The organism is Hamadaea sp. (assembly GCF_013362815.1).
Classification (GTDB): Bacteria; Actinomycetota; Actinomycetes; order Mycobacteriales; family Micromonosporaceae; genus Hamadaea.
This window is the reverse complement of record NZ_JABFVK010000058.1, coordinates 83,211-91,110: the sequence shown is the minus strand read 5'-3', so window position 1 is coordinate 91,110 and position 7,900 is coordinate 83,211. Positions and strand designations below refer to the sequence as shown.

Annotated in this window: 5 protein-coding genes and 1 tRNA gene; 3 read left to right on the top strand and 3 right to left on the bottom strand. The window is 68.7% G+C overall.

The window, feature by feature from the left end; all coding sequences use genetic code 11:
* Positions 1-87: transfer RNA gene (locus HOV77_RS25305), tRNA-Leu, on the bottom strand.
* Positions 88-619: 532 nt separating this feature from the next.
* Between HOV77_RS25305 and HOV77_RS25300 the strand changes: the two genes are divergently transcribed.
* A complete protein-coding gene (locus HOV77_RS25300; RefSeq protein WP_290865806.1) occupies positions 620-1,276 on the top strand; it encodes a hypothetical protein in 657 nt (218 codons plus the stop codon).
* A 172-nt stretch (positions 1,277-1,448) separates the two neighbouring features.
* Here the strand turns inward: HOV77_RS25300 and HOV77_RS25295 are convergent, their stop codons facing one another.
* On the bottom strand, positions 1,449-4,760 hold the full coding sequence (locus HOV77_RS25295) for a phosphodiester glycosidase family protein (RefSeq protein ID WP_290865804.1): 3,312 nt from the start codon (positions 4,758-4,760) through the stop codon (positions 1,449-1,451).
* Positions 4,761-4,913: 153 nt separating this feature from the next.
* Between HOV77_RS25295 and trmB the strand changes: the two genes are divergently transcribed.
* Both trmB and HOV77_RS25285 read left to right on the top strand, forming a co-directional pair.
* Complete coding sequence (trmB, locus tag HOV77_RS25290) at positions 4,914-5,597, top strand: tRNA (guanosine(46)-N7)-methyltransferase TrmB (RefSeq protein WP_290865802.1); 684 nt, start codon at positions 4,914-4,916, stop codon at positions 5,595-5,597.
* Between the two features lie 42 nt (positions 5,598-5,639).
* Positions 5,640-6,338, top strand: coding sequence for a DUF4328 domain-containing protein (locus tag HOV77_RS25285; RefSeq protein ID WP_290865800.1), 699 nt, complete (start codon positions 5,640-5,642; stop codon positions 6,336-6,338).
* 35 nt (positions 6,339-6,373) lie between these two features.
* Here the strand turns inward: HOV77_RS25285 and HOV77_RS25280 are convergent, their stop codons facing one another.
* Positions 6,374-7,786, bottom strand: coding sequence for a family 2B encapsulin nanocompartment shell protein (locus HOV77_RS25280; RefSeq protein WP_290865798.1), 1,413 nt, complete (start codon positions 7,784-7,786; stop codon positions 6,374-6,376).
* Positions 7,787-7,900 lie beyond the last annotated feature (114 nt).

The following is a 7,900-nucleotide window of genomic DNA, read 5'->3' as shown; positions in this document are numbered from 1 at the left end:
TGGTGTCCGAGGGGGGACTTGAACCCCCACGCCCTATACGGGCACTAGCACCTCAAGCTAGCGCGTCTGCCATTCCGCCACCCGGACAGGTGGTCCGACTGCGCCCGCACCGCAGGCACCAGGCCTTCGGTGTCCGGCTCAGCCGCACGAGCCATAACTGTACACGGCCCGCCATGATCACGCACACGGGGTATCCGGTGGCGCGCCGGGCCGACCCTGACGGGAGCCTCGACCAGTCCGTTGCGGGATTGATCATGGAATTCGGGCCGTCGACACGCCGTCGAGAAGCACCACTAGTTCATGATCAACGAGCAGAGCGGGGGGCGGGTGGGGCGGGCCGAACCGCGGTGGCGAGGGCAGCCGCGCAGGCGACCGACGGGGGCGGAAGCAAGGGGCGAACAGGACAGGTGTTCGAGCGAAGTGAGGGACACCACACTACGAAAATGTGCCAGCTTGGGGGCGAAATTCGAGGCCGAGCATCTGCCCAGGTCACGGCGCAGACGAGGAGTGACGGCCAGGTAGCGGACAGTGGTGAGTGTCAGTGGCCCGGTTTAGAATACGTGTACGAAAGAGGGTCGTTGACCTGCGCGCTGAGACGCGCCGACACGAGGGAGCCGACATGCCCACCCCTTCTGCCACCCGTTCGCTGCCCTACGCCACGTTGCTCGCGTTCACCCGCTACGTCGACCGCACCGGCCCGACGAAGGCGGCGTACGTCGGTGGGCTGCGCAAGCAGCGTGAGTCGGGCGGTGGCTTCAATCCGCATGGCCAGTTTCTGAAGGCGCTCAAGGCCGACATCCAGTTCCGCACGGGCGGGCTGCACCTGGCCGACATCGCTCAGTCTGTCGCCCCCCGCTGGCGGCGGCTCTATGCAGCGCTGACGACCGGGGCGGCGCAGTATCTGGAGACGCTCGGCGAGCCCGGCGAGTTCGGTCTGACGCCGACGCGGGAGGCGCTGGGCATGCTCGGCGACTTACCGGTGAAGGTGAGCGCGCATTTCGGGCTGCGGTACAACGACGGCCGTAAGGAGGCCGTCCGGCTGCACTTCGACGAGCAGCCGCCGACGGAAGAGACGATCACTGCGTCGCTGCACCTCATGCGGCGGTACATGGATCAGATTCTGCCGAACGGCGTACCGGTGCTCGTGGACGTCCGGCGCGGGGTTCCGCATCGGCTCGACGAGGTGAAGGGCGCGTTCGACGACGTCGACAGCTGGCTGACCGGCGAGGCCGCCGGCTTCACCGCGATGTGGGGGCGGCTCCCGCAGGCCGCCTAGCGACGATCATGGCCCGGGGGAAGTGATCAGGGCCCAGGGGACACGACACGCCGGGCGACAACGCCCGTAGGTTCATGATCGCGCGGAAAGAGTGGAAGACCGCGCGGTTGGACCGGAAGAAAGGGGAGCCGGGCTTGCCCTGACCTGCAAGCCCGGCTCCCGCGTGCCGTCGTCATGAAACGGTGACGACGACCTCCTGAGTGACGCCGTTGACGGTGACCGCGAGGGTCGCCGTGCCCGCGCGCAGGCCGGTCAGCTGCCTGGTCACGGGATCGAAGGCCGCGATGTCGGCCGGGCCCGCCGTGCGTCGCGGTCCGATGTGGAGTCCGGCTCCGCCCGTCCAGGCGAAGCTCACCGGGTACGCCACGGGCACGACCCGGCCACCGGGCTGGGTCAGTGAGGCGGACACGTCGACTGTGGAGCCGGCCGAAACCGCCGGCACGTTCACCGCAAGCGCGTCGACGTGCGGGTTGACCTGGGCGGTGAGCCACTGGCCGGGGCCGCATGGGACGAGCGGCAGGCCGGTGTAGGGGCGGGGGTGGGTGACCTTGTCGACGCCCCACATGGTCCAGCCGGTGAAGCCGCCGTCGTCGGCCGGGGTGGCGGGGTTCTTCCCGGAGTTGCCGTTGATGAAGTAGGGCACTCCGTCCACTCGGGACGCGTGGAACGTTCCGACGTGACCGCCGAGGAAGGCCGCGCCCTTGCCGGTCTTGGTCTGGAAGTCGGCGAGCCAATTCTCGACGAGTCCGGCTTCCTTGCGGTCGTTGAGCTGGCTGCCCTTGCCCGGGGTCGGGTCCTGCGGCGGGACGTGCTCCACGAGGACTACCGAGCCGATGGACGGGTCGGCTGCCGCGCTGTCCAATGCGGACCGCAGGAGGGCGTACTGGTCGTAGCCGGAGCTGCGGATCGACAGGGCGGAGGTGTCGAGGGTGACGAACCGGGTGCCGTTGTGGTCGAACACGCGGTGGGTGTCGCCGAAGACCGCCTGGAAGTTGCCGATCGGGCCGCCCATCACTTCGTGGTTGCCGGGGACGTAGTAGTACGGCAGTTCGCCGCCGAGTTCTTCGTCCAGGATCTGCTTGGCGAAGGCGATGTCGGCCGGAGACGCCTCGTCGACGAAGTCGCCGTCGATGATGAGGAAGTCGGGTTTGGCCGCCTTGATCTCCCGCAGCGTACGCCGGGCGTTGCGCACGATGTCGCTGTCGGGTGACCGGGCGACGAACTGGGAGTCGGACATGACGGCGAAGCGCCAGTCTTTCGAGTTCACCGCGCCATACGAGCCGACGATCGGGTCGACCACCTTGGGGACGGCTGGCGAGACGACGGTCGGCGGGACCTTCGCCACCAGGTCGTCGATGACGATCTCGCCCTTGTACTGGGCGGCCGCCTTGGTCTCGACGACGTAGAAGCGCCGCAGCTTCAGCGGGTACGCGACACCGACGGGCACCTTGAACTCGACGTACTTCCAGCCGGTCCAGGTGATGTAGTCGCTGCGGAGGATCTGCGACTGGCCGAGGCCGTCGTAGAACTCCAGGGCGGGCCACTCCCCCTTGCCGTTGCCGTAGATCCAGAGGCCGAAGCCCTGGGGCTGGCCGTCGATCGTGAACTGGGTCGGCGGGTTCGCGTACGCCGCCCGGGTGGCGGTCGACTGGGTGAAGTCGTAGTTGAGCTTGATGCCCTGCCCGGTGTGGCCGTCCGGCGTCGGCGCGATGGTGGCGCTGGCCCGAGCCGTGGTGATCGTCCACTTCGCAGCGTCGTCGAACGTGGCGGCCGTGACGTCGGTGAGGCCGACGGTGATGGCGACGCTCGCCGAGTGGCCCTGGACGGTGGCGGTGATGAGGCCGGCGCCGGTGGCCACCAACGGCTTGACGGTGAAGGTGCCGTTCGGGGTGGCGGTCACCTCGAACAGGTCGTGGTCGTAGTCGAGCTTGGCGTCGCCGGGCTCGATCGGCGCGGTGGCTCCGGCGTCGTCGTAGCCGACGAGGCCGAACGATCCGGTGGAGCCCGACGACAGGCCGAGGCGTTCGGCGGTCGGCCGGATGCGGTCGAGTGTGCCGAGCACGGTCAGCTTCGTGGAGCCCGTGGCGGTGGCGCGGAACGCGGTCACCGTGGTCTGCCCGGGGAATCCGGCGTGAAAGACGTTGTCGGAGGTGACCCAGCCGACCGGCACCAGGCTGGAGCGCCACATCGGCGTACCGGCGGCCGGCCCGTAGGTCTCGTCGTAGCCGTTGGCGGTGAGCTTGCGGGTCAGGCCCGGGAACACGCGGTCGGGCCGGGCGAGGGTGACCTGGTCGGAGCCGGGTGCGGCGGCCGGGTCGGCGGTGGGCGCGACCCAGTAACCGGTGAGCTTGCCACTGCCGACGGGGGCGTAGAGGCCGAGGCCGTTGGCGACCGCCCGCTCGCTGCCGTCGGAGGGGCTGTTCTCGAGGGTGAGGTCGGTTTCGCCGGGCTTGCGGGCGAGCAGGGTCGAGGAGCCGCCGCCGTCGATGTTCAGCGCGTTGTACGCACCGAAGTCGGCCACCATGCGAGCCCACTCCCCCAGCGTGACGCCGGCGCTGTTGGCCTGCTTGCCGTCGATGGTGAGCAGGTACATCTTGGTGCCCTCGCGGTTGAAGCCGACCGCGCTGCGGGCCGCCAGGGCGACGTCGTCGAAGGACTGCGGTACGCCGTCCTTGACGAGCAGGTAGTTGCCGCCGACGGCCGCATACAGGGGGTTCCCGTCGGAAGTCTTCGGCTGGTACGCCACGGTGACGTGGGTGCCGACGGCCAGGTTCCGCAGGGCGACCGCCCCGGCTTCGCGGCCGAGCAGGATCGTCGTCCCGGCCGGGATGGCGCCGGTTCCCGCCGCCGAGCCGACGGCGGTCACGACACCGTCCACAAGGGTCACTTCGGTGACATCGGAAGCTCCGTCGACCGCGCGCTGGCGGGTGTAGTCACCCCAGAGCGGGGTGATCAGCCCGATTCCGCCGCTCTGGACGCGGTTGTTGAACTGTGTAAGCACAGCCGACCCGCCGTCCCAGGTGGCGGTGCCCTCGAAGCCGACCTGGAGCAGACGGCCGAGGCCCTCGGCGCTGAAGCCGACGGCGTTGGACCACCCGGCGGTCGGCGACTGCACCAGCTGTCCGCTGTGGACGCCGATGCCGAGCGCCGCCCCGGAGTTGTTGATGTCGAAGAAGTCGCCGTTGACGGCGGCGACCGGCCGGGTCGGCTTGCCGTCGTGGGTGGTCATCTGGCGTACGGTCTCGTCCGCGGCGACCTTCCCGGGGCTGAGGTAGTCGACCGTGATGCCGCCGCCGAGGTCGGTGGTCAGCGCGTCGGCTCGCAGCCAGCCGCCGGCGTCGACGGTGTCGAAGGAGGTCAGGGTCACACCCGGCGCCACCGGGCGGGTGGTGCGCGCGGTCTCGATCGCGGGCGCGGCCTGCGTCTCGGCTGCCTGGGCCGCGGGGATCGCCGTCACGCCGCCGAACGCGAACGCGGTCGTCACCGCGAGCGAGAGAGCGACAAGCCGTCTCGGGGGGAAACGTCGAGGGGGGAACATGCCAAGCAGTAGACCCCCGGATGGCAAATCTTTTCAAGACTTAACGTGTACTCGTTAAGAATTTTCTGGTCGGTCGGTCCCGGTATCCTGGTGGGCGTCATGAGCGAAACGATCACCACACCCCACCGCATCCGCAGCTTCCATGCGCGTCGCGGCCGGGTCAGCCCCCAGCGCGAGGCCAGCTTCCAGGAGCTGTGGCCGGCTTTCGGCGTACAAGTGGAAGAACGGCGAACGGATCCGGAAGCGATCTTCGGGCGCCGTGTCCCCCTGGTCGTCGAGATCGGGTCCGGCATGGGTGAGGCGACCGCGAGCATGGCCGCGGCGGACCCGGACCGAGACTATCTTGCGGTCGAGGTGCATTACGCGGGCATCGCGCATCTGCTCGGCCTGGTCGAGACCCAGGGTCTGACGAACGTCCGCGTCGCTCGCGGTGACGCGATCACGCTGCTCACACGCATGCTTGAGCCGAGCAGCGTCGATGCGATCCACGTCTTCTTCCCCGACCCATGGCCCAAGGCCAAGCATCACAAGCGGCGCCTGATCCGCGCGGAGAACGTCGCGGTCCTGCGGGCTGCGCTGCGCGTCGGCGGCACGCTGCACTGTGCCACCGACTGGCCCGAATATGCCGAGGTCATGCTGGAGGTCCTGGCCGCGGATCCCGGCCTTGTCAATACGACCAAGGGATACGCACAACGCCCTGACCTGCGTCCGGTGACCAAGTTCGAGCAGCGCGGGATCGACGCGGGCCGCCCGATCGCCGACCTGATCTTCCGGCGGACCTGACGGGGCATCGCCCGGCCGTGACGTCGCGTATCGTGCCGCGTCATGTATGACGGCATCGCTCTGCATCGGCTGTTCGTGGTCGCCGCGATCGGCGTCGGCGTTACCTCGGCGTTGAACGTCTGGGCGAACGCCGTCCCGCCGTTGGCCGACATGCTCTACTTGAGCGATGTCCTGAAGGCGGACGCCGCCGCGTCGCTGTACGCCGCCGCCGGGCCGGAAGTCCTCGCGTCGATGGCGCTGCTCGTCACCGGCGTGCTTTTCCTGCTCTGGCAGGGACGAGCGCGGCGGCACCTGATGGATTTCGACGCGCGGCCGAAGTACTCCCCCGGCTGGACCGTCGGCGCGTGGCTCATCCCGCTCGGCAACATCGTCATGCCGGCTCTCGTCATGCGGGACATCGCTCAGTGGAGCACGAACGACGAGGCCACGCGGCGACGGCTGAGCCGCCTGATCTGGCTGTGGTGGGCCTGCTACGTCGGTCCGTACGTGGGCACGTTCGCCGCGCCGATCGCCCGGCGGCAGATCTTCTCGCTGGACGTCGACGGCCAGCGGACCGCCCTCATCCTCATCAACGGCGGAACCGTGGCGCTGCGAATGTTGTTCGTCGCGGCCGGAGTCCTGCTGATCCTGCTGATGCGGGCGATGGGCCGAGCCCAGACCGCCCGCGCGGCCGAGACGACGACGGAACCGGATCCAGCCGACTTCCCGGCGTTCACCATGGACGAGGTGCGGCCCGCCTGACGAGGTCCGGCGGGCCGTCGTCCGTCCTTTGAGGATCAGTCGTGGTAATGGGCGACCTGCACGTGCTCGAGTACGCCGCAGGCGTCCGGCGTGAGGATCGCCGCCGAGTAGTAGGCGCTCACGAGGTAGGACATCACGGCTTGCTCGTTGATGCCCATGAAGCGCACGTTGAGGCCGTCGGCGTACTGGTCGGGCAGGGCGGTGGGGCGCAGACCGATGACGCCTTGATCCTCCTCCCCCGTACGCATCGCGAGGATGGACGTGGTGTGGGAGTCACTGACGGGGATCTTTCCGCAGGGATACATCGGTACGCCGCGCCAGGCGAGCACCCGGTGGCCGTCGATCACTGGAGTGTCCGGGTAGATCCCGCGGTGGGTGCACTCCCGGAAGAACGCCGAGATCGCCTTCGGGTGGGCGAAGATCAGGTTCGTGCCGCGCCGCATGGACAGCAGCTCGTCGAGGTCGTCCGGGGTGGGTGGGCCGATGCGGGTGTGGATGCGCTGCTTGAGGTCGGCGTTGTGCAGCAGGCCGAACTCGCGGTTGTTGACGAGCTCGTGCTCCTGCCGTTCGCGTAAGGCCTCGACGGTGAGCCGGAGTTGCTGCTCGGTCTGGTTCATCGGCTCGTTGTAGAGGTCCGCCACCCGAGTGTGTACGCGGAGCACCGTCTGGGCGACGCTGAGCTGGTACTCGCGCGGGCTCAGTTCGTAGTCGACGAACGTGCTGGGCAGCATCTCCTCGCCGACGTGCCCGGCAGACAAGGCGATCTCGGCCTCGCCGTACTTGTTCTGCGGCCGCCGATCGGCGCTCAGCATCTCCTGGATGTGCGTATGCAGCGGCTCGGCGAGGTCCCGGAAGCGGGCGAACTCGTCGCGCGACAGCGTCAGCATCGTCACCGGGGTGATCGCCCGGGCGGTGAAGTCCCAGATCGCGTCGGCTCCGGCGAGCGCCTGTTCGCCGAGGAACTGGCCGTCGGCGAGGACGCCGAGGCGTACGGCGGCGTCGTAGGCGCCCACCCCGACCTTGTCGATCTTCCCGTGGACGACCAGTAGCACCTCGTCGATGACCGAGCCGAACTCGGCGATCACCTCGCCCGCTTGGTACTCGCGCTGGGTGAACCTGTCGGCCAGCGCCGCGAGGACCTCCTCGTCGGCGAAGCCGCGCAGCAGTGGCAGTTCGGTCAGCTCGGCGGGCACGACGCGGACGGCCGCTCCGATGTTGGAGAAGGTCAGCAGACCGTCGCCCAGGGTGTAGCTGAGCCGGCGGTTGACCCGGTACGTGCCGCCGGACAGCGACACCCAGGGCAGCTTGCGCTGCAACCAGCGGGAGGAGATCTCCTGCATTTGGGGGACGGACTTCGTCGTCGTCGCCAGGTTCCGGGCGGCCTCGGTGCTCAGGCTGAGCTGTGGCCGTTGGGCGGTGTCGGTCTGAGGCTCCACTGTGCTCGTCATTAGTTCATCCCACCGATCGGCGAATCGTGCATTGCCCGCAAGCATAGCCAAACCGAATGAACAGCTCAATATTGGACAATCAGGGATGGATCGCGCATACTCGGTTCGTCGCCA

Excerpts from the sequence above, each read along its gene's own strand:
- HOV77_RS25300 (WP_290865806.1), top strand. The coding sequence starts at position 620 with ATGCCCACCCCTTCTGCCACCCGTTCGCTGCCCTACGCCACGTTGCTC.
- HOV77_RS25285 (WP_290865800.1), top strand. The coding sequence starts at position 5,640 with ATGTATGACGGCATCGCTCTGCATCGGCTGTTCGTGGTCGCCGCGATC.
- trmB (WP_290865802.1), top strand. The coding sequence starts at position 4,914 with ATGAGCGAAACGATCACCACACCCCACCGCATCCGCAGCTTCCATGCG.
- HOV77_RS25280 (WP_290865798.1), bottom strand. The coding sequence starts at position 7,786 with ATGACGAGCACAGTGGAGCCTCAGACCGACACCGCCCAACGGCCACAG.